This window comes from Rhizobium sp. SG2393 (assembly GCF_042610495.1).
GTDB lineage: Bacteria > Pseudomonadota > Alphaproteobacteria > Rhizobiales > Rhizobiaceae > RU20A.
Genome location: NZ_JBHGAP010000002.1, coordinates 108,148 through 134,524, shown reverse-complemented (window position 1 = coordinate 134,524; position 26,377 = coordinate 108,148). Strand labels below are relative to the sequence as shown.

Below are 26,377 nucleotides of genomic sequence, written 5' to 3'. Positions count from 1 at the left end.
CGCCGCTCACGAGAATTTTCGCCTAGCAAACGACGCTTTGGCGAACAACCGTTTCAGGCGGCCTTGGCGATCATATAGGCCGCGGTGCCGGCCAGAATGCTGCCCGCCGTGCGGTTCAGGATCTTCAGGGCCTGCGGGCGGGCCAGCAGCAGGCGCGCCCGGCTGGCAAGCAGGATATAGGGCAGGAGAACGGCCAGCAGCACCAGTGCGGTCGCAATGATCAGGATGGCGTAATCGACGGCCGTCACATGGGCGATGTCGATCAGCGTCGGCGTCAGCGCCAGATAGAACAGCATGGTCTTGGGATTGCCGAGCGTGACGAGCAGGCCGGAGAGGAAGGCCGCGGCCGGGCTGGACGGCGCGCGTGCCGCCACCTCCTGCGGCAGGATGCCGGCGGTCCAGAGCTTCCAGCCGACATAGGCGAGATAGAGCGCGCCGATGATCTTGATGGCGAGGAAGACGCCGGCAAAGGTTTCCGCAATCACGGCAAGGCCGAGCACGGCTGCGGTGAGATAGACGAGATCGCCGAGAATGAGGCCGAGCCCCATGAAGAAGGTCTCGCGAAAGCCGGTGCCGAGCGCGCGCGCCACGATCGCCGTCATGCCCGGCCCGGGAATGGCGGCGGCGATGAAGAGGGCAAGACTGTAGGCCAGCAGCGTGGTGATGCTCATCGGCGTTCCCGAACCGGTTGGAAGGATGGTGTCCTGTCTTACGCCCGCGCGGCGTCTTTGCAAAGATGGCCGCATGCAACCCATCCGGCGCCCGTGCGTTCCCGCAAAGGTCATCCGCCCCATCGGGGCCGCCAGACAGGGAGACAGCCATGACGACAGCGCTCGTCCTGATCGACATGCAGGTGGGAATCGTCGCGGGTCAGGCGCAGCCGCGCCGCCAGCGCACGCTCGACCGCGCCTATGATACGGTCGCGGCCCGTCTCGGCACCGTGACGCGCAAGGCCCGCGAGGCTGAGGTTCCCGTCCTCTTCGTCCAGCACGAGGATGCCGCCGACCCGCACTTGACGGCCGGCAGCCCCGGCTGGCAGTTGCGCGCGGAATTCGCGCCCGAAGACCGGGACCACATCGTCGCAAAGGCTGCCTGCGATGCCTTTCACGAAACGACGCTGCTCGATGCGCTGCGCACGCTCGACATTTCGCATCTGGTGATCGGCGGGGCGCTGACGCCGTTCTGCATCGACACCACCGTGCGCCGCGCCGTCTCCCACGGCTTCGACGTGACGCTGCTGTCCGACGGCCAGATGTCGGTCGACATGGGCGGCTGGTCCTACACCCAGGTCATCGGCCACCATAATCGCATTCTCGAAGGCTTCTCGGCCGGCGCGCATACGGTGCGCCTCGTGCGCTGCGGCGATCTGGAATTCGCGGTGGCGCCGAAGGGGGCGTTGAAGGTGTCCTAGACGCCGGTGCCTGTCGAGCCAAAGCCGCCGGTGCCGCGCGCGGTCTCGCTGACATCGTCGATCTCGGTGACCGTTGCTTGCGTAACAGGCGCTATCACCGCCTGCGCAATGCGCATGCCGCGCTCCACCGTGAAGGGCTCGGCGCCGAGATTGATCAGCAGAACCTTCACCTCGCCACGATAGTCGCTGTCGATGGTGCCGGGCGTGTTGAGGCACGTGATGCCGTGCTTGAAGGCAAGGCCGGAGCGCGGGCGGACCTGCATCTCGAAACCATCCGGCACCTCGAAGATGAAGCCGGTCGGCACCAGCATGCGTTCTCCGGGCAAAAGCACCATCGGCTCGCCGGCCGGCACGGCGGCGGCAAGGTCCATGCCGGCCGCACCCGACGTCTCATAGCGCGGCAGGGCGATGCCCTCGCCATGCGGCAGGCGTTTCAGGGCAAGGCGCGGTGGGGAAAGGGCGTTTGTCATGCCGCCATAAGCCGGGCCGGGTGGCGGGCCGTCAATTGCATCTTGGCCCCCGAGCCTGTAAAGACGCGCCCAACTCACAGGATTTGAAGCCACCATGACGGAAACACTCGCCGAGGCGGTCTCCCGCCGCCGCACCTTCGCGATCATCGCGCACCCGGACGCCGGCAAGACCACGCTGACGGAAAAGCTCTTGCTGTTCGGCGGCGCCATCCAGCTCGCCGGCGAGGTGAAGGCCAAGAAGGACCGCATCCAGACACGCTCCGACTGGATGAAGATCGAGCGCGAGCGCGGCATCTCCGTCGTGACCTCGGTGATGACCTTCGAATATGACGGCAACGTCTTCAACATTCTCGACACGCCCGGCCACGAAGACTTCGCCGACGACACCTATCGCACGCTGACGGCGGTGGATGCGGCCGTCATGGTCATCGACGCCGCCAAGGGCATCGAGCCGCGCACGCTGAAGCTCTTCGAAGTCTGCCGCATGCGGGACATTCCGATCATCACCTTCATCAACAAGATGGACCGCGAAAGCCGCGATCCCTTCGAGATCCTGGACGAGGTGGAGGAGAAGCTGGCGCTGGACACGGCGCCGGTGACCTGGCCGATCGGCCGATCCAAGACCTTCTGCGGCTCCTATACGCTCGCTGAAAACACCGTGCGCGGTTCCGATACCGAGGTCGTCCCGACCAAGGTCAACGGTCCGCAGGCCGTGGCGAGCCGCCTGCCGGAAAACGAGCGCGAGGCCTTCATCGCGGAGGTGGAGCTGGCCCGTGAAGCCTGCCGCCCCTTCGATCGCCAGAGCTTCCTCGAAGGCCACATGACGCCGGTCTTCTTCGGCTCGGCGCTCCGGAATTTCGGCGTGCGTGACCTCATCAACGCGCTCGGCGATTTCGCCCCGCCGCCGCGCGACCAGGTGGCCGATGTGCGCACCGTGCATGCGGCCGAGGAGAAGATGACGGCCTTCGTCTTCAAGATCCAGGCGAACATGGACCCGAACCACCGCGACCGCATCGCCTTTGCCCGGATCTGCTCCGGCAAGCTGGAGCGCGGCATGAAGGCGCGGCTGGCCCGCACCGGCAAGCAGCTTGGGCTCACCGCGCCGCAGTTCTTCTTCGCTTCGCAGCGCCAACTGGCCGACACCGCCTATGCCGGCGACGTGGTGGGCATTCCCAACCACGGCACGCTGCGCATCGGGGACACGCTGACGGAAGGCGAGGCGCTGGTCTTCCAGGGCGTGCCGAACTTCTCGCCGGAAATCCTGCGTCGCGTGCGGCTGGAAGATGCGATGAAGGCCAAGAAGCTGAAGGAAGCCCTGCAGCAGATGGCCGAAGAAGGCGTCGTGCAGCTTTTCTCGCCGGAAGACGGCTCGCCCGCCATCGTCGGCGTCGTCGGCGCCCTGCAGCTCGACGTGCTCAAGGAACGCCTGCAGCAGGAATACGGCCTGCCGGTCTCCTTCGAAATGTCGCGCTTTTCCGTCTGCCGCTGGATCTCGGCGGAGAAGGCGGAGGATCTGGAAAAATTCGTCACCGTGCGCCGCGGCGATATTGCCCGCGACCTCGATGGCGACCCGGTCTTCCTCGCCCAGGACAGCTTCTCGCTGCGCTACGAGGCCGAACGCTATCCCGCCATCAAGATGGCCGCGATCAAGGAATATCATGTCGCCAAGGCGGCGTGATGGGACAAGGGCGCGGGGCGGCTTCGTCGGCTGCGCTCATGCGCCCCGCTGCCGCTTCTCCGCCACCGCCACCGTCAGCGCCATGACGAAGGCCATGCTGGCCGAAAGCGAGCGGAAGCCGGCATGATCTGCCTCCGCCAGCTCGAACCAGACGGCGGAGGATTCCGCCAGCGGTGAAAAGGCCGAATCCGTCAGCGACACCACCGGCACGCCACGGCCCGAAAGGCTGCGGGCCTGGGTGACGCTTTCCGAGGCATAGGGCGAAAACGACACGGCAAAGCCCGCATCGCGCGGGCCGGCCATGGCGATCAGGTCGTCATCGATGCCGGCGGCGCTGCCCACCAGGCGATAGGGCACCTTCAGCTTGCCGAAGGCATAGGCCATGTAGCTGGTCAGCGGGTAGGAGCGGCGCTTGGCGATGAGCAGGATCGTCTCGGCCGAGCCGAGGATCTCCACCGCCTGCTCGAAGGCGGCGGGATCGATGGCGCGGGCCGCATTGTCGAGCGAGCGATGGGCGGCCGCGACGAAACCGTTGAAGATCGAACCGCTTTCGCGGCCGCTGTGGCCGTTTTCGCCAAGCGCCTTCAGCCGGTCCTCATAGCCCGGCGCCCGCTCCTTCAGCCGTGCCTGGAACACCTGCTGCAGGGCCGAGAAGCCGTCATAGCCGAAATGCTGCGCGAAGCGGACGAGGGTGGAGGGCTGCACCTGCGCCGCCGCCGCAATGCTCGCCGCCGTGCCGAAGGCCACCTCCTCGGGATGATCGAGCGTGAAGGCCGCCACCTGCTTCAGCCGCTTCGGCAGGCTCGTCTTGCGCTCGAGGATCAGGCTCTTCAGCCCCTCGAAATCCTCCGGCGCCTGCACCGCCGTCTTCTGCTCCGTCATGCCCCTACCCCTGCAATCCATCGCCCCTCGCATCGACCGAAATGGATCAGGAATTCGAAAAGCGGAACGCCCATTCTATTGAGCGGCCGCGCAAGAGCAAGGCATGGCATCGTCGAGACCGCGTGTTTCCGGGGAAACCGCGCCGGCCACGGGCGCGGGCCATGATCGCAAATGACGGATGTCGCATCATCGTTAACGCATTTTTACCAATTTGCGTTGGAAAGTGGCTCTTCCGCATGGTTAACAGTTTCAATGAGAACGGCGAGTCGGCGTGTTTCCGCGCGTAGGGAGGCAGGCACCGGGCCGTGGAGTGAGCATCATGTGCCGTTGGGCAGCCTATCGCGGAGAACCGCTTTTCCTGGAGGACATCGTGTCCTCGCCGGCCCATTCGCTGATCGAGCAGTCGCATTGCGCCACCCGCGCCAAGACGGCCACCAACGGCGACGGCTTCGGCATCGCCTGGTATGGCGACCGGCCGGAGCCGGGGCGCTACCGCGATATCCTGCCGGCCTGGTCGGACTGCAACCTGAAAAGCATCGCCCGGCAGATCCGCTCGCCGCTCTTCCTCGCCCATGTGCGCGCCGCGACCGGCGGCGGCACGCGGCGCGACAACTGCCACCCCTTCGTCTTCGGCCGCTGGTCCTTCATGCACAATGGCCAGATCAACGGTTTCGAGCAGTTGCGCCGGCCCATGGAAAGCATGCTCGACAACGATCTCTACGCCGCCCGCACCGGCACGACGGATTCCGAACTGCTCTTCCTGCTGGCCCTGCAATTCGGCCTTGACCGCGATCCGCTGGCGGCCATGGCCGAGACGATTGCCTTCGTCGAGCGCCTGTCGGACCATATGGGCACGCCGCCGCTGATCCGCTTCACAGCGGCCTTCTCCGATGGTCGCGGGCTCTACGCCGTGCGCTATGCCACCGACTGGCGCGCGCCGACACTCTACGCCGCGCCCATGGGCCGGGCCGGCGGCTACTGCCTCGTATCCGAACCGCTGAACGACGACGACGAGGCCTGGGTGGAAATCCCTGACGGCACGGCGGTGATCGTCGGCGAAAACGGCATCGACATGCGCGTCTTCAATCCCGTTGCCGGCAACGAGCCGGCACCGATGCCGGTCCGTCCGTCCGCGCGCACCTTCTGATCAGGCTTTTGCCAGCATCTCGGCGATCCGCCGGGCGAGCTTGTCGGCGACCGCATCCTTGTCCATGTCGGGCCAATCCTCGACACCATCGCGGCTCACAAGGCGCACCTCGTTGCGCGTGCCGCCCATGATGCCGGTTTCCGGCGAGACATCGTTGGCGACGATGAAATCCGCGCCTTTGCGCTCGAGCTTGCGGGTGGCGTTTTCGATCAGCGTCTGCGTCTCCGCCGCAAAGCCGACGACGATGCGGGGGCGCTCCGCATGGTGGCCGACGGTGCTGAGGATGTCGGGGTTTTCGGCAAGCGACAGGGTCGGCGGACCCTCGCCGGGCGTCTTCTTGATCTTCTCCTCCGCGCTGGTCGCCACCCGCCAGTCGGCCACGGCCGCCACCATGACGGCGATATCGGCGGGCAGGGCGCTAAGAACGGCCGCCAGCATCTCCTCGGCCCGCTCCACATGCACCATCGTCACGCCGGTCGGGTCCGGGATGGAGACGGGCCCGCTGACGAGCGTGACGTCGGCCCCGAGCCGCGCCAGGGCAGCGGCAATCGCATGGCCCTGCCGGCCGGAGGAGCGGTTGGCGATGTAGCGCACCGGGTCAATCGGCTCATGGGTCGGGCCTGACGTGACGATGGCGCGGCGGCCGGCGAGCGGCTTGTCGGCGGCCTCGGAGAAAAGCGCCTCCAGCGCCGCGACGATCTCCAGCGGCTCCACCATGCGGCCCGTTCCCGCCTCGCCGCGCTCCGCCATCTCGCCGGCGGCGGGACCAACGAAGCGGATGCCATCCTTCGCCAGCGTCGCGACGTTGCGGCGCGTGGCCGGATGGCTCCACATCTTCGGGTTCATGGCGGGGGCCGCGAGCACCGGCCGGTCGGTTGCGAGCAGCACGGTGCTGGCGAGATCGTCGGCAAGGCCGTTCGCCATCTTCGCCATCAGGTCGGCGGTGGCAGGCGCAATCACGATGGCATCGGCCTCGCGCGCCAGCCGGATATGGCCGACATCCTGCTCGTCCTCGCGGGAGAAGATCTCGGTGAAGACGTGCCCGCCCGAGAGCGCGCCGACGGCAAGCGGCGTGATGAACTGCTGCGCGCCCGCCGTCATCACCGGCACCACCTCGGCGCCCCGCTCCTTCAGGCGGCGGATGAGGTCGAGGCTCTTATAGGCCGCGATGCCGCCCGCAATGATGAGAAGGATGCGTTTGCCGCCAAGTGCCATGCGTTCGCCCCTGAGGTTTCGAAAGCGATTGGGAACATCGGCAAGGACTTAGCGCAATCGCGCTGCCGTGGGAATGCGCGGCCTCATTGGATGGTTACTTGGCGGCAAGCGCGATCGCCGGATCGAGCCTGGCTGCATTGCGCGCCGGCAGGAAGCCGAAGACAAGGCCGGTGAGGAAGGCGGAGGTAAAGGCGAGTACGACCGGCCCGACGGAGAAGCTGACCGGCACGGCGAACTGGCTGGCGAGAAGGGCGATGCCGAGCCCGAGCCCGATGCCGACAAGGCCGCCGATGGAGGAGACGACGAGCGCTTCGACGATGAACTGGGCGAGAATGTCACGCGGCCGTGCCCCCGTCGCCATGCGGATGCCGATCTCGCGGGTGCGCTCGGTGACGCTGACCAGCATGATGTTCATGACGCCGATGCCGCCGACGAGCAGCGAGATGGCCGCGACCGAGCCCAAGAAGATCTTCAGGATGCCCGAGGTCTCCTCGATCGTGTCGCGGATCGAGGCAAGGTTGGTGATCTGCGTATCTTCGCGCCCGTGGCGCTTGTTGAGGAGATCGAGGATCTGGCTTTCGGAAATGGCGATGGCGCTGCTGTCCTCCACCTTCACGGTGATGGTGCGCACATTGCGCTGGCCGAAGAGGCGCAGGCTGCCGGTGGTGAGCGGCACGAGGATCGTGTCGTCCTGGTCGTTGCCGCCGGCCGTCGCGCCCTTCTTCGAGAGCAGGCCGATCACCTGGAAGGGGATGTCGCGCACGATGATGTAGCGGCCGATCGGGTCCGTGCCGTCGCCGAAGAGCGCGGTCGCCGCCGTCTGGCCGAGCACGGCGACAGGCCGGTAATGCGCCATGTCGTCGGCGGAGATGAAGCTGCCCTCTTCCAGCGGCCAGGCCTTGGCATCGATGAAATCGGGCGTCGTGCCGTTGACGCTGGTCTGCGTGTCCTGCCGCCCCGCGCGCACGGTGAGGTTCGCGCTCATTTCCGGCACGGCAGAGGCGATGTTGGGCAATTCGCGGATCGCATCGGCATCGGCCGGCACCAGCGTCACCACGCTGCCGCCGTCGCCTCCGCGGAAATTCTGCATGTTGGGCCTGACGATGAGGAGGTCGGAGCCGAGCGAGGCGATGCGCCCGAGCACCTGGTTCTGCGCGCCGGTGCCAATGGCGAGCATGGCGACGACCGATGAGACGCCGATGACGATGCCGAGCAGGGTGAGCGCGGTGCGCAACAGATTGGCCGCAAGCGAGCGCAGCGACATGCGTGCGGCTTCCGGAAGATCGCCGGCAATCGAGGCGCCGTCCCCGGTCTCCGGCATCGCATCCGCCACCTTGCGGCGTGGCAGCCGGGCAATGCGCGGGTCCCGCGCCGGGCTCGGCCGGTCGGCGACGATCTCGCCATCGCTGATCTCGATGATCCGCTCGGCGGCTTCCGCCACCTCCGCTGCGTGGGTGATGATGATGACCGTGTGCCCCGCCCGGTGCATCTCGGAAAGCCTGGCCATCACGTCGCGGCCGGACGCGCTGTCGAGCGCCCCGGTCGGCTCGTCGGCGAGGATAATGCGTCCGCCATTCATCAGGGCACGCGCGATCGACACGCGCTGCTGCTGGCCGCCGGAAAGCTGGCCTGGGCGGTGGTGCAGGCGTTCCGAAAGGCCGAGCGAGCCGAGCAGGGCCGCCGCCCGGCTCTTGCGCTCGCTGGCCGGAAGCCCGGCATAGACGGCCGGCAGCTCGACATTTTCGAGCGCATTGAGGGTGGGAACCAGATTGTAGCTCTGGAAGACGAAGCCGAAGAGCCGGCGCCGCAGCGCAGACAGCTGGTCCGTATCGAGATCCGCGACATCCTCGCCCGCCACGCTATAGGTGCCGGAGGTCGGCCGGTCGAGGCAGCCGAGAATGTTCATCAGGGTCGATTTGCCGGAGCCCGACGCGCCGACGATGGCGACGAACTCGCCCTCCTCGATGTCGAGCGTGATGCCCTTCAGCACCTCCACCTCGGCCTCGCCGTTGATAAAGCTGCGCCTGAGGTTCCGGAGCGAAAGAAGGGCCATGGGGAAACCTCAGAACATCGGCGGCATGCCGCCGCGGCGACGCTGCTGGCCGGATCGCTCGGAGGCCTGTCCGGTCACCACCGTGTCGCCTTCCGAAAGCCCGGAGCGCACCTCGACGGAGAGGCGGTCGCGCAGGCCCGTTTCGATCGTGCGCGTCTCGCGCCCGCCGCCCGCCGTCGTCACGGTCACCTCCGCCTTGCCGTTGCGGTCGCGCGAAAGCGCCGTCACCGGAACCTTCAGCACGTTCTTCGCGGAGGCCTCGACGAAGAACACCTCCGCCGTCATGTCGATCATCAGCCGCCCTTGCGTATTCGGCACGTCGAAGAGGGCGGAGTAGAGCACGACATTGTTTTCCGTGGACGGCTTCGGCTTCACCTGCCGGAGCTTGCCTTCGATGCGCAGGTCCGGTGCGCCGAGCAGGGTGAAATAGACGGGCATGCCGACCTTGAGCCGGCTCACATCGGCTTCCGAGACATCGGCCTCGATCGTCATGGTCGAGAGGTCGGCGAGCGTGGCGATGGTCGGCGTCGTCTGGTTGGCGTTCAGCGTCTGGCCCTCGGTGGCGGCGATATCGACCACCGTGCCGGCCATGGGGGCATAGATCTGGGTGTGGCCAAGGCTGATGCCGGCATCCTTAAGAGCCGCCTCCTGCTTGCGGATCTGCGCATTCAGCGCGTCGATGTCGGCGCGTGCCCCGGCCTCCGTCGCCTCGGCCTCGTCGAGCGCGGCCTGCGCGGCGCCGTTGGCCTTCACCAGCGCCTGCTGGCGCGCCAGCGTGCGGGCGGCCAGCGTCGCCTGCGCCTGCCGGCCGGCCAGTTGCGCCTTCAGATTGGCGAGCTCGGCTTCGGCGATCTCGATCTGCGTCTTGATCGAGGCGGGATCGATTTCCGCGATCAGGTCGCCCTGCTTCACCTGATCCCCGATCTCGACGGGAATGCGCAGCAACTGGCCGGAGACCTGCGCGCCCACATCCACATCCTTGAAAGGTTTCACGACGCCGGTGGCCGTCACGAGGCTTTCGATGTCCCCGCGCGACACCGTGTCCGTCAGCACATTCGCCTCGGTCTTGCTCTCGGTCGACAGGTAGCGGTAGGCGCCCGCGCCGCCGGCAAGCGCGAGGATGACAAGCGCGATCAGCCAGCGCCCGCGCTTGCCGCGTCGCTTCGGCCGCACCGGCGTCGCTGCGGGAGAGGCTGGCGCAGCCGTCTGCGGGGTTGCCGGTTGCGGATCGCGAAGGGAAGCCATGGACGAGGGGAAACTCCGGGGTGTGCGGCACGGCCGGACATCCGGCAGGCCTGCAGTCTTATCCGGAGATTGTGTTCCGTTCACGCCCTGCCAAGGCTTCATGCGCATGGAATTTTGCCGCAGCCCTCACATCGCGGTGAAGCAGGAGCGGTTCACGCCGGAAACCAGCCCGGCGCGAAGGTGCCGGGCTGGCTGTCGCAGATGCCCGAAGGCCGGTGACGGATCGTGCCCGTCAACGGCAGACGCGGATGCGCTTCACCACGAGATTGCCGTAGTAGTCGTACTTGCGGATCTTCTTGATGAAGCAGTACTGCTTGTAATAGTGCTTGCGGTGACCGTAGTAGTGGCCGACCGGCAGCACCTCGGCGTCATGATAGCCGGTGCCGATGCTGAGCGTGAAGCCGCCAGCGGCCGACGGTGCGGCCGAAGCGACCATCGCGCCAAGCGCGACGATGCCTGCAATGATGACCTTGCGCATGGAACCAACTCCCTGAGTGAGCGCCGTTTCGGGCAGGACCATCCCACCCGTTCACGAGACTACACCCTCAAGGACCGGCTGTGGCGTTCCCTGAGGCACAGGGGCTCGCCGCCTCAGACGACGTGCCAGGCGATGACGACGGCGGCGATCGCGATCACCCAGAGCGCGATGCGGCCGGAACGGCTGTGGCGCGCTTCCGCCTCGCCGATCGCCTCGGCCGTGGCGATATCGAAGCGCAGGCCGTGTTCGGCCATGGAGGTCAGGTCGCGGCTGAACTGCTCGGTCTTGGTCGCGATTTCCGGCGCGGCTTCGGCCAGCCGCATGGCGGCGGAAAGGCCTTCGCGAACATCGACAAGGATGCGCTTCGGCCCGAGATTGTCGCGGATCCAGTCGGAAACGACCGGCTCGGCCGCCTTCCACATGTTGAAGCGCGGATTGAGCGTGCGTGCCACGCCCTCCACCACGACCATGGTCTTCTGGAGCATGACGAGCTGCGGCTGCGTCTGCATGTCGAAGAGTTCGGTGATCTCGAAGAGCAGCGTCAGAAGCCGCGCCATGGAGATGGTCTCGGCCGGCTGGCCGTGGATCGGCTCGCCGATGGCGCGGATCGCCTGCGCGAAGCTCGCCACGTCGTGATGGCCCGGCACATAGCCGGCTTCGAAATGCACCGCCGCCACGCGCGCATAGTCGCGCTGGATGAAGCCGTAGAGGATTTCGGCGAGGAAACGGCGCTCCTTCTTGCCGAGCCGCCCGACAATGCCGAAATCGACCGCGACGATCGTTCCCGCCGCATCCACCATCAGGTTGCCCTGGTGCATGTCGGCATGGAAGAAGCCGTCGCGCAGCGTATGCCGCAGGAAGGACTGGATCAGCGTGTCGGCCAGACGATTGAGATCGTGGCCGGCCCGGCGCAGGGCTTCCAGATCCGACATGCGGGTGCCGTCGATCCACTCCATGGTGACGACATCGCGGCCCGTCCGCTCCCAGTCGACCTTGGGAACGCGGAAGCCCTGGTCGCTGGCGGTGTTCTCGGCGATCTCGGAGAGCGCGGCCGCTTCAAGCCGCAGGTCCATCTCGATGCGGGTGGTCTGCTCGAGCGTGCGGGTGACCTCGACGGGACGCAGGCGGCGCGCATTGCGCACATAGCGCTCCTGCAGCCGCGCCACGAGATACATGGCCTCGAGATCCTGCGCGAAGCGCTGGCGCACGCCGGGACGCACGACCTTCACCGCCACCTTGCGGCGCTGGCTGCCGTCGGCGACTTCGGCCGGGTGCACCTGCGCGATCGAGGCGGCCGCGATCGGCGGATCGAAACGGGCGTAGAGATCGGTGATGCTGCGCCCAAGCGAGCCGGAAATGATCGCCTCGGCCTCGGCCTGCGGGAAGGTCGCCATGCGGTCCTGCAGGAGCGCGAGGTCGGTGGCAAACTGCGCGCCGACCACGTCGGGTCGCGTCGAGAGGAACTGGCCCATCTTGACGTAGGAAGGGCCGAGCCGCTCGATGGCGCGGGCCACGCGTTCACGCCGGTCCTCGCCTTGCCGGGTGCGGCGTTCGAAGAGGCCGGCGACGGACTGCACGACGCGCAGCGCCGGCGGCAGGTTCTCGGCAGGGATGGCGGAGAAGACGCCGGCGCGGATCAGCACGATGCCGATGCGCGCGAGGCGGTAGTAGGCGCCGGGCGTGCTCATCGGCTCACAGCTTCCAGCCGGAGTGCAGCGCCGCAATGCCGCCGGTGTAATTGGTGTAGCCGACGCGGGAGAAGCCGGCGGTGCGGATCATCGCCGCGAAATTCTCCTGGTTCGGGAACTTGCGGATGGATTCGACGAGATACTGGTAGGGCTCGGACTCGCCGGTGATCATCTTGCCGAACTGCGGGATCGCGTTGAAGGACCACGCATCATAGAAACGGTCGAGCAGTGGCAGCTCGACTTCGGAAAATTCCAGAACCAGCAGCCGCCCGCCGCGCTTCAGCACGCGAAAGGCCTCCGACAGCGCCACCTCGATGCGCGGCACATTGCGGATGCCGAAGGCGATCGTATAGGCATCGAAGGAGGCGTCCTCGAAGGGCAGGTCCTCGGCATTGGCTTCCACGAAGGTCAGGTTGCCGGAAAGCCCCTTCTTCTCGGCCCGCTCGGCGCCGACGGCGAGCATGGAGCCGTTGATATCGAGCACGGTCGCCTGCGCGGTCCGGCCGGACGCTTCCACGATGCGAAACGCGATGTCACCCGTGCCGCCGGCAACGTCCAATACCTTGAAGCCGGTGCTGGAGCGCGGATTGAGCGCGGCCACCATCGCATCCTTCCAGGCCCGGTGCAGGCCCGCCGACATCACGTCGTTCATGATGTCGTAGCGCTTGGCGACCTTGTGGAAGACATCGTTGACGAGGGCCTGCTTTTCGCCCTTGCCGACATTGCGGAAGCCGTAGGAGGTTTCCATCCCGCCGTCCGCAGAGGTGCGTGCCTTCGTCATCCGTCTTCTCTCCAAACCCGTTCCGCAAAATCGGCGCGACCATAGCGAATTGTCTTTGCACACGCTATCTGAAGCAAACGGGGCCGCCTGCGGCATACCCGCCCGATGTCAGGCCCCGATATAGGTGAAACGCGTGCCGAGGCAAACGCTTCCGAAGCGACGGCCACGCGGAAAGGACGAAAATGCCTGAACTGCCCGAAGTGGAGACCGTCCGGCGCGGGCTTGCCCCCGTCATGGAAGGCGCGGTGATCGAAAGGCTCGAGCTGCGCCGCCCGGACCTGCGCTTTCCCTTTCCCGCCGGCCTCGCACACGCCGCCACCGGCCGCCGGATCGAGGCGCTGTCCCGCCGCGCCAAATATCTGCTGATCGAGCTGGAGGGCGGGGCGGCACTTCTCTCCCATCTCGGCATGTCCGGCTCCTTCCGCATCGAGGAGGAGGGGGAGGGCGCCGATACGCCGGGCGTCTTCCACATGGCGCGCTCGAAAGATGCGCGCCACGACCACGTGGTCTTCCACCTGCAGCGGGAAGGCCGGCGTGCGCGCGTCGTCTATAACGACCCGCGTCGTTTCGGCTTCATGGACCTGATCGCCGCCGGCGGGCGCGAGGAGAACGCCTATCTGCGCGGTCTCGGCCCGGAACCGACCGGCAACTGGCTGGACGCCGCCTATCTCGCCACCCGCTTTGACGGCAAGGCCCAGCCGCTGAAGACCGCGCTGCTCGACCAGAAGGTCATCGCCGGCCTCGGCAACATCTATGTCTGCGAGGCGCTGTGGCGTTCGGGACTGGCGCCGGAACAGGCGGCCGGCACGCTGGTCGACGGCAAGGGCCGTCCGCGCCCTGAGCTTCTGGCGCTCGTCGACCATGTCCGCGCCGTGATCGCCGAGGCGATCGAGGCCGGCGGCTCGTCGCTGCGCGACCATATCCGCACCGACGGATCGCTCGGCTACTTCCAGCACGCCTTCTCCGTCTACGACCGCGAGGGCGAGCCCTGCCGGCGGGATGGCTGCACCGGAATCGTGGCGCGCGCCGTGCAGGCCGGCCGTTCCACTTTCCATTGCCCGGTCTGCCAGCCGCCCGGAAAGGCCGCTGCCAGACGCCCGGCAAAGGCGCCGGCAAAGGCTGTGGGCAAGCGGAATCTGAAAATAGCGCGTTGACGGGCCGGACTTTTGCCGGTATACGCCGCCCTCAGTTTGGAACGCCCGCCTGGGGGTTCCGGTCAAGCTCCCGAATTGCTTGGATGTGACAGGTCGCCGTGACCCACGCCGCGAAGGTGGAGTTCGTGTCAGATTTCGAAGAGAGGCATCTATGGCCAATACGTCCTCGGCGAAGAAGGCGACCCGCAAGATCGCTCGCCGCACTGAAGTGAACAAGGCTCGTCGTTCGCGTGTTCGCACCTACGTCCGCAAGGTCGAAGAAGCGATTGCATCGGGTGATGCAGCCGCTGCTGCCGCCGCCCTCAAGGCTGCCCAGCCGGAACTCGCACGCGCCGCCAGCAAGGGCGTCCTGCATGCCAACACGGCATCCCGCAAGGTCTCGCGTCTGGCGAGCCGCGTGAAGGCCCTGTCGGCCTGATATCGACCGAAATCGATTGCTGAAAAGCCCGGCCCCTGTGCCGGGCTTTTCGGATTCATGCCTCTGGAATAGACGCAAAATCTCTACATGAGCAACACGTCATGTTTTCCACATGCTGAAAATTCCTAAAGGATTTCAGGGGCTTGCGGTAGTGTTTGCTTACATGACCCCGTGAATGTGACAGCAGCCGGCTATGCATTCGAGTCAAGCGATTTTTTATTTTTTTGCTTCTCCGGCCCTGCGCGAAAAAGTCGAAAATCAAAGCCTTTGATTCTCCTGCGATTCTCTTTTTTGCAGAGGACGTGGGTCGAAATCCGGTGCAAGAGTCAACGCCTCCCCACGTCCGCACCGGTAAAAATCCTAATTGATCTTGCCCGGCACTCCTGCCTAAATGCCTCCATCAGAGACGACGGAGAGCGGCTTCCACAGGCCTTTCTATGAGACCTTGCAGGATGCTGTTCGCACCGACTGCTTTCTGATCGGAGTGGTGACGCACCGTTCCATCGACAATTGTGTGACGTGACCTCCTGCGCCGCAGCGGCGTCGGAATGGCGTCTTTCGTTTCAATGCCGGCTCGAAACTGGGGTGGCATGACGATGGCGATTGGCATGGAGCGGAGAACCGGGCGCATGAGGGCGGCCGGTCCGGGCGGCGGCTGCCCCGCATGAACATGGATCGAGTGAGTATGTAATGCGTTGGATGGCTCGGATGACGAAGGAGAGTTGAGGCCGGGTGAAGGCCGGGGGATCTGCGGACAGGCGGATTGACCGGAGCGTACCTGGCAGGCCACGGCGAGGGAGAGGTCGCCAAGGCCGGTGCGCACCAGGACGGTCCAGCAGATGAGGGGCTGGCACGTCAGCAAAGACACAGGTGGTCCCTGGCACCACCGTCCGGATGAGCCGGGCGGGCCTAGGACTTCGGCGGACAACAGAGGCAGGCTCCTGCTTCTGCGACAGACTTGGAAGGCGGCAGAATGCGAATGACGATGGCGGCAGCGGAAGACGTGTCCAAAAAGGGCGCGGCTCACTTCCACGCGGATGAACGGTCACAGGCGCGGTGTGACACGACGACAGGGGACAATGACGGTATGGCGGCGCACAACGCAATGTTCGAGCGTGTGAGCGCCCGCCTGAAGGCCCAGGTCGGTCCCGATGTGTATGCGAGCTGGTTTGCGCGGTTGAAGCTGCATTCGGTCTCCAAGAGCGTGGTGCGTCTCACGGTGCCCACGACCTTCCTGAAGTCGTGGATCAACAACCGCTACCTCGACATCATCACCAGCCTCTTCCAGCAGGAAGATGCCGAAATCCTGAAGGTCGAAATCCTCGTCCGCTCGGCGACCCGTGGCCGTGTGCCGGAACGCGAGGAAAACACGGCCGCAGCCGGCCAGGACACGGCCCAGCAGCCGGCGCGCCGCCCCCTGCCGCAGACCGTCGGCGCCGTTGCCGCCGCAAGCCTGCCCCAGGCCGCAAAGCCGCAGGCGCCGGCAACCCCGCTCTTCGGCTCGCCGCTCGATCCGCGCTACACCTTTGAGAGCTTCGTCGAAGGCTCCTCCAACCGTGTTGCCCTTGCCGCTGCCCGCACCATCGCGGAAGCCGGCGCCGGTGCCGTGCGCTTCAACCCGCTCTTCGTCCATTCGAGTGTCGGCCTCGGCAAGACGCACCTTCTGCAGGCGATCGCCGCGGAAGCGATCCGGTCGCCGCGCGCCCCCCGCGTGGTCTATCTGACGGCCGAATATTTCATGTGGCGCTTTGCCACCGCCATCCGCGACAATGACGCCCTGTCGCTGAAGGAATCGCTGCGCAATATCGATCTCCTGATCATCGACGACATGCAGTTCCTGCAGGGCAAGTCGATCCAGAACGAGTTCTGCCATCTGCTCAACATGCTGCTCGACAGCGCCCGCCAGGTGGTCGTCGCCGCCGACCGCGCGCCCTGGGAGCTGGAATCCCTCGACAGCCGCGTGCGCTCCCGCCTGCAGGGCGGCGTGGCGATCGAGCTGGAAGGGCCCGATTACGAGATGCGTCTGGAAATCCTGCAGCGCCGCCTCGACGCCGCCCGCCAGGACGATGCGAGCCTCGATATCCCCGTCGAGATCCTGAGCCACGTCGCCCGGCAGGTGACGGCCAGCGGCCGCGAGCTGGAAGGCGCCTTCAACCAGCTGCTCTTCCGCCGCTCCTTCGAGCCGCAGCTGTCGCTGGAACGCGTCGATGAACTGCTCGGCCACCTCGTCAACACCGGCGAGCCCCGCCGCGTGCGCATCGAGGACATCCAGCGCGTCGTCGCCAAGCACTACAATGTCTCGCGCCAGGAGCTGGTGTCGAACCGCCGCACCCGCGTCATCGTCAAGCCGCGCCAGATCGCCATGTATCTGTCGAAGACGCTGACGCCGCGTTCCTTCCCGGAGATCGGCCGCCGCTTCGGCGGGCGCGACCACACGACCGTTCTGCACGCCGTGCGCAAGATCGAGGAATTGATCTCCGCCGATACCAAGCTCGGCCACGAGATCGAGCTCTTGAAGCGCCTCATCAACGAATAGGCCGCTTCCGGCCCCTTCAACGCACAAAGAGCGCGGGTGGACCGGTGTCCGCCCGCGCTCTTTGCTTTGGCCGCTCGTTACTTGCAGACCTTGATCTTCTTGATCACCAGGTTGCCGTAGTAGTCCCAGGTCTTGATCTTCTTGATGTGGCAGACCGGCTGGTAATCGTAGCTGTAGTACCCGGCCTGCGAGGGGGCGGCAAAGGAGAGGGCTGCGACGGCGGCGATGGCGGCGGAGAGAACGATCTTGCGCATGATGTGAGGTCCCTTGATCTGGTTTGGATGAGCCCGTCTCATCCAGTGACCCGACAATCGCATCTCTTCCGCCCGCCCGCTGTTCCGCCGGAAACAGGCTCCCCACCCAGGCATCGCCTGTCAGATTTGACGGGGGCACTGAGCTTTGCCTTGCGCGCCCGCATTTGGCATGATCGCTCTCCAACAGCGACGAGGCGGGTCCGGAGCCGGAGAGGCGCCGAAGCCCCGCACGACAGGGAGGACGACATGGCCGACGATGGACAGACCAACGAGGATCAGCGCGCGCTGATGCTGAGCCGCCTCATTCCGGTGCCGCGGGCCGCGCTCTATCGCTGCTGGACGGACCCGGCGCTCATCACCCGCTGGTTCACGCCGGCGCCGTGGAAGACGGTGGAAGCCGAACTCGACGTGCGCGCCGGTGGACGCAGCCGCATCGTGATGGAATCGCCCGATGGCGACCGTTTCCCCAGCGAAGGTCTTTATCTGGAGGTGGTGGAGAACGAAAAGCTCGTCTTCACCGATGCCTTCACGGCAGCCTGGCAGCCCTCGAACAAGGCCTTCATGGTCGGCATCATCACCTTCGCGGACGAGGCCGGCGGCACGCGCTACACCGCCACCGTGCGCCACTGGAACGCCGAGGATCGCAAGACCCACGAGGAGATGGGCTTCCACGAAGGCTGGGGCAAGGCAACCGACCAGTTGGCGGCGCTTGCCGCGACGCTGGGCGGGTAGGCGGAGGAGGGATCCGGATCTCGCCGCGCGCTCAGCAGGCGAGATCCGCCACCACGGCATCGAGGATCAGCATGCCCTGCGGCGTGCAGCGCAGGCGCGAATTGCCGATGCGTTCGATGAAGCCGTGGTCGATCAGATCCTGTTCGCGCACCGGATCGGGCTCGCGGCCGGAAAGTGCCTGCCAGCGGGCGAGATCGACGCCTTCCTTGAGCCTCAGCCCCATCAGGAGCAGCTCATCGGCCTGTTCCTCAAGACCGAGCGGCTCGATCTCGATCATGCCGTGACCGTCGCGCTCCACCGCCTGCAGCCAGGTTTCCGGATGCCGTTCGGTGGCGGTGGCGAGCTTGCGGTGGCCGGATGTGAGGCGGCCATGGGCGCCGGGACCGATGCCGGCATAATCGCCATAGCGCCAGTAGGTGAGGTTGTGGCGGCTCTCGGCGCCGGGCCGGGCGTGATTGGACACCTCATAGGCCGGCATGCCCTCGCGTGCGGTGATCTCCTGTGTTGCCTCATAAAGAATGGCGGATTGCTCGCCATCGGGCACCAGGAGCTTGCCGGCCTTGTGCAGGCCGAAGAAGGGCGTGCCCTCCTCGATCGTCAGCTGGTAGAGCGAGAGGTGATCGACGGCATAGGAAATCGCCTGCTTCAGTTCCGCATCCCACTCTTCGACCGTCTGGCCGGGACGGGCATAGATGAGGTCGAAGGACATGCGCGGGAAGATCTCGCGCGCCAGCCGGATGGCTGTCAGCGCCTCTTCCACGTTGTGGAGGCGGCCGAGGAATTTCAGGTCGCGGTCGTTCAAGGCCTGCACGCCCATCGACACGCGGTTGACGCCGGCGGCGCGGTAGCCACGGAAGCGGTCGGCCTCGACGCTGGAAGGATTGGCCTCGATCGTCACCTCGATGCCATCACGCACGCTCCAGCGCGCCGCGATGCCATCGAGAAGCGCACCGACCGTTTCCGGCGCCATCAGCGAGGGCGTGCCGCCGCCGATGAAGATGGAGGTGACGGTGCGCGGGCCGCTCAGGGCGAAGGCCGCATCCATCTCCTTGAGAAACGCGGAGATGAAGCGGGCCTGATCCACCGGCTGGTGGCGCACATGGCTGTTGAAGTCGCAGTAAGGGCATTTGGCCGCGCAGAAGGGCCAGTGCAGATAGACGCCGAAGCCCGGATCCTGGCCATCGGAAAGCGCGGAAATACGGGCCGGCTGCATGGTCATGCCGTCAGACAGGTTTCGACGAAGAGCTTGAAGGCGCGCGCCCGGTGCGAGAGTGCCTCGGCATCGCCGGGCTTCCAGCCATGCTTTTCCTCGGCGCTCATCTCGCCGAAGGTGCGCTCATGGCCCTCTGGCTTGAAGATCGGATCATAGCCGAAGCCCTGGGTGCCGCGCGGCGGCCAGACGACGGTGCCCTCCACTTCGCCGCGGAAGGTTTCCGTGTGCCCGTCGGGCCAGGCGAGGCAGAGCACGGAGACGAAACGGGCGGTGCGCTGCGCCGGGTCGGTCGCCCCTTTTTCGGCAAGCGCATCCTCGACCTTCTGCATGGCCATCTGGAAATCGCGCGTGCCCTCAGCCGTTTCCGCCCAGTTGGCGGTGTAGACGCCGGGCGCGCCATCGAGCGCATCCACCACAATGCCGGAATCATCCGACAGAGACGGCAGCCCGGACGCCTTTGCCGAGGCGAGCGCCTTGATCGCGGCGTTCTCCTCGAAGGTCGTGCCTGTCTCGTCGGGCTCCACGAAAGAAAGCTCGGCCGCTGACTTCGCCGAAAAGCCGAAGGGGCCGATGAGATCGCGGATCTCGGCGATCTTGCCGGCATTGTGGCTGGCAACGACGATGGTGCGGGTGTCGAGCGTGCGCATGGGTAAGTCCAGTCCGGGTTTCAAAAGCAAGCACGCAGCGAGCGGCTCATTGTCTTTCGGCAGTCGCGCCATCCCTCCGCCGTCATGGTCGGGCTTGACCCGACCATCCATCGCCACGGATAGAGTTCGTGGAATGGATCCTCGGGTCAAGCCCGAGGATGACGGGCAGCGCGGTGCCATTGTCAGCATGGCAAGCGGCCATTGGCCGCCCGCCTCCTCAGTCGTTCAGCCGCCGATCGCCTGCTTCTGCATCGACACGAGGTCCGAGATGCCGTTGCGGGCCAGACCCATCAGCGTCAGGAATTCGGCTTCGGAGAAGGGCTTGCCCTCGGCCGTGCCCTGGATCTCGACGATGCCGCCGCTGCCGGTCATGACAAAGTTGGCGTCGGTCTCGGCTGCCGAGTCCTCGATATAGTCGAGGTCGATGACCGGCTGGTCGGCGAAGATGCCGCAGGAGATGGCCGCGACATGGTCCTTCAGGACCTTCTCGACCTTGACCATGTTGCGCGCTTCCATCCAGGCGAGGCAGTCGCGCAGCGCGATCCAGGCGCCGGTAATCGAGGCCGTGCGCGTGCCGCCATCGGCCTGGATGACGTCGCAGTCGATCGAGATCTGGCGTTCGCCGAGTGCCTGCAGATCGACCACGGCGCGCAGCGAACGGCCGATGAGCCGCTGGATTTCCTGCGTGCGGCCGCTCTGCTTGCCGGAGGCGGCCTCGCGCTTCATGCGTTCGCCGGTGGCGCGCGGCAGCATGCCGTATTCGGCCGTCACCCAACCCTTGCCGGAATTGCGCAGCCACGGCGGCGTCTTGTCCTCGAGGCTTGCCGTGCAGAGCACATGCGTATCGCCGAACTTCACGAGGCAGGACCCCTCGGCATGCTTGGAAATGCCGCGCTCGAAGCTGACTTTGCGCATTTGGTCGGTTTTTCTGCCGGATGGCCGCATCGGATATTCCTTTCGTCCGTTGGCGCCCTTCTAGCCGAACTTGTCGGGCGGGGAAAGCGTGCGCGCCGGGCTCTCGCGGTGCGAAAGGCTTTTGCGAAAGAAAACAACAGCACTATATTGGTAGGCGTGAACCAATAGTCGGGAAATCATCAGGGAATGCCCATCACCAGGACGCTCGGACACGAAGGGGCCGTTCAGCTCGACGAGCGATCCGGCGAGATCTTCCGCCGGATCGTCGAAAGCTATCTGGAAAGCGGCGAGCCGCTGGGCTCGCGCAATCTCTCGCGCATCCTGCCCATGTCGCTCTCGCCGGCCTCGGTTCGCAATGTGATGAGCGACCTCGAGCATCTGGGCCTCGTCTATTCCCCCCATGTCAGCGCGGGACGCCTGCCCACCCAGCGGGGCCTGCGCTTCTTCGTCGATGCCTTCATGCAGGTCGGCGATCTCTCGCCGGAAGACCGTGCCTCGATCGACCGGCAGGTGCGCGCTGGCGACCGCGACCAGTCGGTCGAAGGCCTGCTCGCCGATGCCAGCCAGATGCTCTCTGGCATGTCGCGCGGCGCCGGCCTCGTCATCACCCAGAAGAACGACCCCGTTCTCAAGCACGTCGAATTCATCCGCCTCGGCCCGACAAAGGCGCTGGCCGTGCTGGTCGGCGAGCACGACCAGGTGGAAAACCGCATCATCGAGCTGCCAGCCGGCGTCACCAGTTCGCAGCTGACGGAAGCCGCCAATTTCCTCAATGCGCACCTCGCCGGCCAGACGCTGAACGAGTTGCGTGGCGAGATCGAGCGGCTGCAGGAAACCGTGCGCCGCGAGCTGGACGGGCTCTCGCAGGATCTGGTCGAGCGCGGCATTGCGGTCTGGTCCGGCACGGATGCGGAGGACAAGGCCGCCCAGCTCATCGTGCGCGGCCGCGCCAATCTGCTCGAAGGCGTGGCCGGCATGGACGATGTCGATCGTCTGCGCCTGCTCTTCGACGATCTCGAAAAGAACGAGAGCCTGATCGAGATCCTGTCCCTTGCGGAAGCGGGATCGGGCGTGCGCATCTTCATCGGCTCGGAGAACAAGCTCTTCTCGCTCTCCGGCTCCTCGCTGATCGTCGCGCCCTACCGGGACGGCGAGGACCGCATCATCGGCGCCGTCGGCGTCATCGGGCCGACGCGGCTGAACTATGCGCGCATCGTCCCGATGGTGGACTACACCGCGCAGCTGATGTCGCGGCTGAGGCGCTAGCCGGCGCGCGACCCGAAAGGCCGCGAGGCCTTGATTTTTGCCGATCAAACCTCGATATCGGCGCTACTTCCTCGAAATGGACGAAAAGCGGAGACCGTCATGACCGACGACACCAACAAGCACGAAGCCGAACATGCCGAGGCGAGCGCCGGCCATGGCTCGGCCGAGGCCGTGGACGCCGCAGCCTTTGCGGGCGCAGCAGCCGAAACCCCGTCCGAACCCGATCCGGCAGAGGCGCTGCGTGCCGAAAACGCCGAGCTGAAGGATCGCTACCTGCGCCTTGCCGCCGAGATGGACAATCTGCGTCGCCGCACCGAGCGCGAGATCAAGGACGCCAAGACCTATGCCGTCGCAGGTTTCGCCCGCGACATGCTCTCGGTCTCCGACAATCTGCGCCGTGCGCTCGACGCCATTCCCGCCGATGCCCGCGCGGCCGGCGACCAGGGTCTGAACACGCTGGCCGAAGGCGTGGAGATGACCGAGCGCGCCATGCTCGGTGCCCTGGAGCGCCACGGCGTGAAGAAGCTCGAGCCGGTCGGCCAGAAGTTCGATCCGAATTTCCATCAGGCGATGTTCGAAATCCCGAACGCCGAGGTGCCGAACAACACGGTCGTCCAGGTCGTGCAGGATGGCTACACGATCGGTGAACGCGTGCTGCGCCCGGCCATGGTCGGCGTCGCCAAGGGCGGTCCGAAGGTGGCAAGCCCCGAGGCCGAGGCACCCGCGACCTGATCGTTACGGCTTTCCAGCCTCTCGCCTGCGAAAGACAAAAGGCCCGGCCGCATCTGCGGACCGGGCCTTATCTTTGCCGAAATCGGGTTGTCTCTAAAGCATGTCGCGCAAAGGTGTGCAGCGGTTTTGCGGTCACGACATGCGATAAGACAAGGCGTTAAAGCGTCAGGCGCGAATGTGAGAGATCGCGACGCGCTTTAGACGTCAGGCTGCGTTCGACGCCGGGTCTTCATTGAGGAAGGCGTAGATCGCGGTGGCGGAATCCGTGGCGCGGAGCTTCGCGACCATGTCCTGGTCGCGCAGCACGCGGGCAATGCGCGACAGCGCCTTCAGGTGATCCGCCCCCGCGCCCTCGGGTGCGAGCAGCAGAAAGGCGAGATCGACCGGCTGGTCGTCCAGCGCCTCGAAATCGACCGGCGCTTCCAGCCGGGCGAAGAGGCCGGTGATCTGGCTGAGGCCCTGAAGCTTGCCGTGGGGAATGGCGATACCGTTTCCGACCCCGGTGGAACCGAGGCGTTCGCGCTGCAGGATGACGTCGAAAATCTCGCGCTCGGGGAGGCCGGTGAGCTTCGAAGCCTTGCTGGCGAGTTCCTGGAGTAGCTGCTTCTTTGAATTGGCGCGCATCGCGGGGATGATCGCATTCTGCTGCAGCAAGCCTGCCAATGCCATTGTCTTTTCCTCGTCCACGAGCGAAGGGCTTTCCGTTCCTTCGCTCTCGTCTCGTTGGGGCTGTCGACTGGCAGGACGGCGGGGGATGGGGTCACCCCCCCGCCGTAGTTCGTCTCAGCCCTTGATGCTGGCGGCGTCGATCCAGCCGATATTGCCATCATTGCGCCGGTAGACGATGTTCAGCCCCGTCCCGTTGGGCGTCTTGAACATCAGGACCGGCTCGTCGGTCATGTCGAGCGCCATCACGGCGCCGGCGACCGACATCGTCCGCAGTTGCTTGGAGCTTTCCGCCACGATGGTCGGCGCGAAGTCTTCGGGAACTTCGTCCTCCTCGTCCGGCACCGGATCCATCACCGTATAGGAGATTTCCTCGAATGCGCTGGCATGGCCATTGCCGTTGTGGTGATCCTTGAGCTTCCGCTTGTAGCGGCGCAGGCGCTTTTCAATACGCTCTGCCGCGCCATCGAAAGCGGCCTGCGGCTCGTTGGCCTGACCGTTCGCCTGCAGCACGATGCCCGTGTCCAGGTGAAGCTTGCAGTCCGCACTGAACCGCGATCCGGACTTGTCCACAGTGACCTGACCTGAATAGCCTCCGTCAAAGTACTTGGTTACGGCCTGCTCGATCTGCTCCTCGATTCGGAGGCGGAACGATTCACCGATGTCCATATGTTTCCCGGATACACGCACACTCATGGAGTTTCCTCTCTTTGTTGTGGTCTGCGTGTCCAGTCTATTCCAAGCGCCCTCCGCATCCAAGCTTTTCAAGCATGTATCGCATCTTTAAACCGTGCGGCCGGGTGCTGCGCCAGAGGCCTTGTTTTCCGGGGCCGGCGCATGTGTGGCGGGGCATTAACGCTTTGAAGCGCCGGAGTCAAATCGCATCCTGGGGAGATCGGCCGTGATCATCCGTGGCAAAATTGTGCCTGACAGGAGCGGATCAGCACGTCTGGAGCTTCGCCATCGCCCGCTTTTCGCGCCGGCGCTGCACGGATGACGCGATATTCATCGCTTCGCGGTATTTCGCCACCGTCCGGCGGGCGATGTCGATGCCGCCGGTTTTCAGCATGTCCACAATATCGTCGTCGGACAGCACCGCATCGGCCGTCTCCTGCGCGATCAGGCTGCGGATCCGGTGGCGGACCGACTCGGCCGAGTGCGCGTCGCCACCTTCTGCCGAACCGATCGAGACCGTGAAGAAATATTTGAGCTCGAACAGCCCGCGCGGCGTCATCATGTATTTGTTGGAGGTGACGCGGCTCACCGTCGATTCGTGCATCTTGATCGCGTCAGCCACCGTCTTGAGGTTCAGCGGCCTCAGGTGATCGACGCCGAGCCGGAAGAAGGCATCCTGCTGGCGCACGATCTCGCTTGCGACCTTGAGGATCGTCTTGGCCCGCTGGTCCAGGCTGCGGGTCAGCCAGTTGGCGGTCTGCAGGCACTCGGTCAGGAAGGCATGGTCGGCGGAATTCTTCTGCGCCGTGCGCGACACCGAAACATAATAGTCGTGATTGACGAGAACGCGGGGCAGGGCCTCCGGATTGAGCTCGATGCCCCATCCATCGGGGGCCGGCCGCATGACGATATCGGGCGTGATCGCCTCGCTGACATCCGTCTCGAAGCTGGTGCCCGGCTTCGGGTCCAGGCCGCGGATCTCGGCCAGCATGTCGAGCAGGTCCTCGTCATCGACGCCGCAGAGCCTGCGCAGGCTGGAAAAGTCCCGCCGGGCCAGAAGATCGAGATGGGCAAGCAGCGCCGTCATGGCCGGATCCAGCCGGTCGCGAGCCTTGAGCTGGATGGCGAGACATTCGGCGAGATTGCGGGCAAAGACGCCCGGCGGATCAAACTGCTGCAGGATCGCCAGGACGCGCTCGACATCGTCCCGCGTCGCGCCCAGCCTGTCGGCAATCTCGGCAAGGTCCGCCTGCAGGTAGCCGGCCTCGTCGAGATGATCGACGAGATGGCCGGCGATCAATCGGTCGGCCGGCGCCGTCACGGCAAGCGGGATCTGCCGTTCCACGAAGCTGCGCAGCGTCGTCCGCTCGGCGACGAAATCGTCGAGATCATAGGTATCGGCGCCCTCGCCATTGCCGCCGGGCATCGACTTCCACTGGTCGAGCAGGCCCGGCGCCTCGGCGCGGCCGGGTTCGCGGTCATCGGGAAAGACGTTCTCGAAATCGGTGTCGAGCTGTTCGGTCATCCGCCGGCCATCGGTGGCGAGCGTGCTGTCATAAAGGTCGGTGGTCGAGCCGTGCGGGGCGGGTGCATCGCCCTCGTGATCGCGCATCTCGCCCGCATCGGACGTCTCGCCGCGCAGGCTACGTTCGCCGCCCGGCTGGTCATCATTCGCCACCAGTTCCAGAAGCGGGTTCTTTTCCACTTCCTGTTCGATGAACTGGTTGAGTTCGACATGCGTCATCTGCAGCAGCTGGATCGACTGCATCAGTTGCGGGGTCATGACCAGTGACTGGCTCTGACGCAGATATAGGCTGGCGGAGAGTGCCATGAGAACGCGAAACCCCCTCAATTCCGGAGCGGTCCGCGTTTGTTCACGTTCTTTTCCACGCCGCGTCTCGGACTGGCCTGAAAATTGCTTATTATGCTCTTCCGGTCAAGTGCCGGCCGCAAAAGCTCGGATTTCCGCGGCTTTTGAAGAAGCGCCCCGCCCGCTGCGTGGGCAGGCTGCCTTTCATAAAGGCAAAGGGGGCGCACGCCCGATAGCCGGCTGCCTCCGTGAAGGCGACGGCTAGGTCTGGAACCTACTGGCCCGAAAATTGCGTAATCGTGGCCCCCGGT

Annotated in this window: 24 protein-coding genes and 1 pseudogene; 9 read left to right on the top strand and 16 right to left on the bottom strand. The window is 65.7% G+C overall.

The window, feature by feature from the left end; genetic code table 11:
- Window positions 1-53: 53 nt before the first annotated feature.
- Window positions 54-671, bottom strand: a complete 618-nt coding sequence (locus ACED18_RS09325) for a LysE family translocator (protein WP_377291380.1) — start codon at window positions 669-671, stop codon at window positions 54-56.
- Between the two features lie 149 nt (window positions 672-820).
- Here ACED18_RS09325 and ACED18_RS09320 point away from each other — a divergent pair, with 149 nt between their 5' ends.
- Window positions 821-1,411 carry an isochorismatase family protein gene (locus ACED18_RS09320; protein ID WP_377291378.1) on the top strand — a complete coding sequence of 197 codons (591 nt, stop codon included), beginning with the start codon at window positions 821-823 and terminating at the stop codon, window positions 1,409-1,411.
- On the opposite strand, the gene dut is transcribed toward ACED18_RS09320, so the two are convergent.
- Window positions 1,408-1,881, bottom strand: a complete 474-nt coding sequence (dut, locus tag ACED18_RS09315; protein ID WP_377291376.1) for a dUTP diphosphatase — start codon at window positions 1,879-1,881, stop codon at window positions 1,408-1,410. The genes ACED18_RS09320 and dut overlap by 4 nt on opposite strands.
- A gap of 94 nt (window positions 1,882-1,975) precedes the next feature.
- Between dut and ACED18_RS09310 the strand changes: the two genes are divergently transcribed.
- Window positions 1,976-3,559 (top strand): peptide chain release factor 3, encoded by a 1,584-nt coding sequence (locus ACED18_RS09310; protein ID WP_149738744.1) that lies wholly within the window; start codon window positions 1,976-1,978, stop codon window positions 3,557-3,559.
- Between the two features lie 36 nt (window positions 3,560-3,595).
- On the opposite strand, the gene ACED18_RS09305 is transcribed toward ACED18_RS09310, so the two are convergent.
- Entirely contained in the window at window positions 3,596-4,441 is an 846-nt protein-coding gene (locus ACED18_RS09305; RefSeq protein ID WP_377291374.1) for a MurR/RpiR family transcriptional regulator, read from the bottom strand.
- Between the two features lie 319 nt (window positions 4,442-4,760).
- Here ACED18_RS09305 and ACED18_RS09300 point away from each other — a divergent pair, with 319 nt between their 5' ends.
- Entirely contained in the window at window positions 4,761-5,588 is an 828-nt protein-coding gene (locus tag ACED18_RS09300) for a class II glutamine amidotransferase (protein ID WP_377291372.1), read from the top strand.
- Here the strand turns inward: ACED18_RS09300 and coaBC are convergent, their stop codons facing one another.
- The 6 genes from coaBC to ubiE all read right to left on the bottom strand — a co-directional run bounded on the left by coaBC (window position 5,589) and on the right by ubiE (window position 13,048).
- Window positions 5,589-6,803, bottom strand: coding sequence for a bifunctional phosphopantothenoylcysteine decarboxylase/phosphopantothenate--cysteine ligase CoaBC (gene coaBC, locus ACED18_RS09295; protein ID WP_377291370.1), 1,215 nt, complete (start codon window positions 6,801-6,803; stop codon window positions 5,589-5,591).
- A 94-nt stretch (window positions 6,804-6,897) separates the two neighbouring features.
- Window positions 6,898-8,856: a MacB family efflux pump subunit gene (locus ACED18_RS09290; protein WP_377291368.1), complete on the bottom strand. Its 1,959-nt coding sequence runs from the start codon at window positions 8,854-8,856 to the stop codon at window positions 6,898-6,900.
- Window positions 8,857-8,865: 9 nt separating this feature from the next.
- Entirely contained in the window at window positions 8,866-10,101 is a 1,236-nt protein-coding gene (locus tag ACED18_RS09285) for an efflux RND transporter periplasmic adaptor subunit (RefSeq protein ID WP_377291366.1), read from the bottom strand.
- A 232-nt stretch (window positions 10,102-10,333) separates the two neighbouring features.
- On the bottom strand, window positions 10,334-10,579 hold the full coding sequence (locus ACED18_RS09280) for a hypothetical protein (RefSeq protein ID WP_377291364.1): 246 nt from the start codon (window positions 10,577-10,579) through the stop codon (window positions 10,334-10,336).
- A 113-nt stretch (window positions 10,580-10,692) separates the two neighbouring features.
- A complete protein-coding gene (gene ubiB, locus ACED18_RS09275) occupies window positions 10,693-12,267 on the bottom strand; it encodes a 2-polyprenylphenol 6-hydroxylase (protein ID WP_377291362.1) in 1,575 nt (524 codons plus the stop codon).
- Between the two features lie 4 nt (window positions 12,268-12,271).
- Complete coding sequence (ubiE, locus tag ACED18_RS09270; protein ID WP_377291360.1) at window positions 12,272-13,048, bottom strand: bifunctional demethylmenaquinone methyltransferase/2-methoxy-6-polyprenyl-1,4-benzoquinol methylase UbiE; 777 nt, start codon at window positions 13,046-13,048, stop codon at window positions 12,272-12,274.
- 182 nt (window positions 13,049-13,230) lie between these two features.
- Between ubiE and mutM the strand changes: the two are divergent.
- From mutM to dnaA, 3 genes and pseudogenes are all read left to right on the top strand, one after another.
- Window positions 13,231-14,121: pseudogene (mutM, locus tag ACED18_RS09265) on the top strand (bifunctional DNA-formamidopyrimidine glycosylase/DNA-(apurinic or apyrimidinic site) lyase); the annotation flags it as partial.
- A 232-nt stretch (window positions 14,122-14,353) separates the two neighbouring features.
- Complete coding sequence (rpsT, locus tag ACED18_RS09260) at window positions 14,354-14,620, top strand: 30S ribosomal protein S20 (RefSeq protein WP_377291358.1); 267 nt, start codon at window positions 14,354-14,356, stop codon at window positions 14,618-14,620.
- 1,087 nt (window positions 14,621-15,707) lie between these two features.
- Window positions 15,708-17,156, top strand: a complete 1,449-nt coding sequence (gene dnaA, locus ACED18_RS09255; RefSeq protein ID WP_377291356.1) for a chromosomal replication initiator protein DnaA — start codon at window positions 15,708-15,710, stop codon at window positions 17,154-17,156.
- 77 nt (window positions 17,157-17,233) lie between these two features.
- Here dnaA and ACED18_RS09250 read toward each other — a convergent pair whose 3' ends face one another.
- On the bottom strand, window positions 17,234-17,410 hold the full coding sequence (locus ACED18_RS09250) for a hypothetical protein (RefSeq protein ID WP_377291354.1): 177 nt from the start codon (window positions 17,408-17,410) through the stop codon (window positions 17,234-17,236).
- Between the two features lie 246 nt (window positions 17,411-17,656).
- Between ACED18_RS09250 and ACED18_RS09245 the strand changes: the two genes are divergently transcribed.
- Entirely contained in the window at window positions 17,657-18,142 is a 486-nt protein-coding gene (locus ACED18_RS09245) for an SRPBCC family protein (RefSeq protein WP_377291353.1), read from the top strand.
- A 31-nt stretch (window positions 18,143-18,173) separates the two neighbouring features.
- On the opposite strand, the gene hemW is transcribed toward ACED18_RS09245, so the two are convergent.
- The 3 genes from hemW to rph form a co-directional block, all read right to left on the bottom strand.
- The gene (gene hemW, locus ACED18_RS09240; RefSeq protein ID WP_377291909.1) at window positions 18,174-19,355 is read right to left on the bottom strand and encodes a radical SAM family heme chaperone HemW; all 1,182 of its coding nucleotides are present in this window, start codon (window positions 19,353-19,355) and stop codon (window positions 18,174-18,176) included.
- 2 nt (window positions 19,356-19,357) lie between these two features.
- Window positions 19,358-20,002 (bottom strand): RdgB/HAM1 family non-canonical purine NTP pyrophosphatase, encoded by a 645-nt coding sequence (rdgB, locus tag ACED18_RS09235; RefSeq protein ID WP_377291352.1) that lies wholly within the window; start codon window positions 20,000-20,002, stop codon window positions 19,358-19,360.
- Window positions 20,003-20,227: 225 nt separating this feature from the next.
- The gene (gene rph / locus ACED18_RS09230; protein ID WP_377291350.1) at window positions 20,228-20,947 is read right to left on the bottom strand and encodes a ribonuclease PH; all 720 of its coding nucleotides are present in this window, start codon (window positions 20,945-20,947) and stop codon (window positions 20,228-20,230) included.
- Window positions 20,948-21,103: 156 nt separating this feature from the next.
- On the opposite strand from rph, the gene hrcA reads away from it, so the two are divergent.
- Together hrcA and grpE are read left to right on the top strand one after the other, a co-directional pair.
- Window positions 21,104-22,183, top strand: coding sequence for a heat-inducible transcriptional repressor HrcA (gene hrcA, locus ACED18_RS09225; RefSeq protein ID WP_377291348.1), 1,080 nt, complete (start codon window positions 21,104-21,106; stop codon window positions 22,181-22,183).
- A gap of 99 nt (window positions 22,184-22,282) precedes the next feature.
- A complete protein-coding gene (grpE, locus tag ACED18_RS09220) occupies window positions 22,283-22,915 on the top strand; it encodes a nucleotide exchange factor GrpE (protein WP_377291346.1) in 633 nt (210 codons plus the stop codon).
- A 204-nt stretch (window positions 22,916-23,119) separates the two neighbouring features.
- On the opposite strand, the gene ptsN is transcribed toward grpE, so the two are convergent.
- The 3 genes from ptsN to rpoN all read right to left on the bottom strand — a co-directional run bounded on the left by ptsN (window position 23,120) and on the right by rpoN (window position 26,087).
- Complete coding sequence (gene ptsN, locus ACED18_RS09215; RefSeq protein ID WP_377291344.1) at window positions 23,120-23,584, bottom strand: PTS IIA-like nitrogen regulatory protein PtsN; 465 nt, start codon at window positions 23,582-23,584, stop codon at window positions 23,120-23,122.
- 114 nt (window positions 23,585-23,698) lie between these two features.
- Window positions 23,699-24,277, bottom strand: coding sequence for a ribosome hibernation-promoting factor, HPF/YfiA family (gene hpf / locus ACED18_RS09210; RefSeq protein WP_377291907.1), 579 nt, complete (start codon window positions 24,275-24,277; stop codon window positions 23,699-23,701).
- A gap of 244 nt (window positions 24,278-24,521) precedes the next feature.
- Entirely contained in the window at window positions 24,522-26,087 is a 1,566-nt protein-coding gene (gene rpoN, locus ACED18_RS09205; RefSeq protein ID WP_377291342.1) for an RNA polymerase factor sigma-54, read from the bottom strand.
- Window positions 26,088-26,377 lie beyond the last annotated feature (290 nt).

Bases quoted from the DNA above. Each gene is read 5' to 3' on its own strand.
- coaBC (WP_377291370.1), bottom strand. From the start codon at position 6,803: ATGGCACTTGGCGGCAAACGCATCCTTCTCATCATTGCGGGCGGCATC.
- dnaA (WP_377291356.1), top strand. From the start codon at position 15,708: ATGGCGGCGCACAACGCAATGTTCGAGCGTGTGAGCGCCCGCCTGAAG.
- ACED18_RS09305 (WP_377291374.1), bottom strand. From the start codon at position 4,441: ATGACGGAGCAGAAGACGGCGGTGCAGGCGCCGGAGGATTTCGAGGGG.
- rph (WP_377291350.1), bottom strand. From the start codon at position 20,947: ATGCGGCCATCCGGCAGAAAAACCGACCAAATGCGCAAAGTCAGCTTC.
- grpE (WP_377291346.1), top strand. From the start codon at position 22,283: ATGACCGACGACACCAACAAGCACGAAGCCGAACATGCCGAGGCGAGC.
- ACED18_RS09320 (WP_377291378.1), top strand. From the start codon at position 821: ATGACGACAGCGCTCGTCCTGATCGACATGCAGGTGGGAATCGTCGCG.
- ACED18_RS09285 (WP_377291366.1), bottom strand. From the start codon at position 10,101: ATGGCTTCCCTTCGCGATCCGCAACCGGCAACCCCGCAGACGGCTGCG.
- ACED18_RS09250 (WP_377291354.1), bottom strand. From the start codon at position 17,410: ATGCGCAAGATCGTTCTCTCCGCCGCCATCGCCGCCGTCGCAGCCCTC.
- ACED18_RS09310 (WP_149738744.1), top strand. From the start codon at position 1,976: ATGACGGAAACACTCGCCGAGGCGGTCTCCCGCCGCCGCACCTTCGCG.
- ubiE (WP_377291360.1), bottom strand. From the start codon at position 13,048: ATGACGAAGGCACGCACCTCTGCGGACGGCGGGATGGAAACCTCCTAC.
- ACED18_RS09280 (WP_377291364.1), bottom strand. From the start codon at position 10,579: ATGCGCAAGGTCATCATTGCAGGCATCGTCGCGCTTGGCGCGATGGTC.
- ubiB (WP_377291362.1), bottom strand. From the start codon at position 12,267: ATGAGCACGCCCGGCGCCTACTACCGCCTCGCGCGCATCGGCATCGTG.
- hrcA (WP_377291348.1), top strand. From the start codon at position 21,104: ATGCCCATCACCAGGACGCTCGGACACGAAGGGGCCGTTCAGCTCGAC.
- rpoN (WP_377291342.1), bottom strand. From the start codon at position 26,087: ATGGCACTCTCCGCCAGCCTATATCTGCGTCAGAGCCAGTCACTGGTC.
- rpsT (WP_377291358.1), top strand. From the start codon at position 14,354: ATGGCCAATACGTCCTCGGCGAAGAAGGCGACCCGCAAGATCGCTCGC.
- ptsN (WP_377291344.1), bottom strand. From the start codon at position 23,584: ATGGCATTGGCAGGCTTGCTGCAGCAGAATGCGATCATCCCCGCGATG.
- ACED18_RS09325 (WP_377291380.1), bottom strand. From the start codon at position 671: ATGAGCATCACCACGCTGCTGGCCTACAGTCTTGCCCTCTTCATCGCC.
- ACED18_RS09290 (WP_377291368.1), bottom strand. From the start codon at position 8,856: ATGGCCCTTCTTTCGCTCCGGAACCTCAGGCGCAGCTTTATCAACGGC.
- rdgB (WP_377291352.1), bottom strand. From the start codon at position 20,002: ATGCGCACGCTCGACACCCGCACCATCGTCGTTGCCAGCCACAATGCC.
- hpf (WP_377291907.1), bottom strand. From the start codon at position 24,277: ATGAGTGTGCGTGTATCCGGGAAACATATGGACATCGGTGAATCGTTC.
- ACED18_RS09300 (WP_377291372.1), top strand. From the start codon at position 4,761: ATGTGCCGTTGGGCAGCCTATCGCGGAGAACCGCTTTTCCTGGAGGAC.
- ACED18_RS09245 (WP_377291353.1), top strand. From the start codon at position 17,657: ATGGCCGACGATGGACAGACCAACGAGGATCAGCGCGCGCTGATGCTG.
- hemW (WP_377291909.1), bottom strand. From the start codon at position 19,355: ATGCAGCCGGCCCGTATTTCCGCGCTTTCCGATGGCCAGGATCCGGGC.
- dut (WP_377291376.1), bottom strand. From the start codon at position 1,881: ATGACAAACGCCCTTTCCCCACCGCGCCTTGCCCTGAAACGCCTGCCG.